A 330-nucleotide genomic window follows, 5' to 3' on the forward strand; every position below is an offset into this window, starting at 1 on the left:
CGCTCGCCGCCAGGCTGGTGGTGGCTGAGGCCGGGAAGGGCCACCACCTGTTCGGGCGGCGTTCGGTCGGCGCGTGGCTGGCCGCCGCCACCGGCTCGCGCGCCGCCCGGGCCGGGGAGCGCATCACCCTGGCCCGGCAACTGTCCCGCCTGCCCCAGACCGCCGCCCGGCTCGCCGAGGGCAGCCTGTCTTTCGGTTACGCTGCCACGATCTCCTCCGCGGTGCGGCATCTGGATGACACCGAGACCGCTTTGGCCGAGCCGATCCTGGTCGACCTGGCCGACGCTTCCGCCAGTACGGTCGAGGATGTCGCCCGTGCGGGGCAGGCGA

The 330-nt window shown here is 74.5% G+C and carries 1 protein-coding gene; it reads left to right on the forward strand.

What is annotated here, in order from left to right; genetic code table 11:
* Positions 1-330, forward strand: a 330-nt coding sequence (locus QSK17_RS35845) for a DUF222 domain-containing protein (protein ID WP_285711149.1), incomplete at both ends; no start/stop codon positions are given.

It is taken from the genome of Microtetraspora sp. NBRC 16547 (genome assembly GCF_030268965.1).
In the GTDB taxonomy this organism is placed as follows: Bacteria; Actinomycetota; Actinomycetes; order Streptosporangiales; family Streptosporangiaceae; genus Microtetraspora.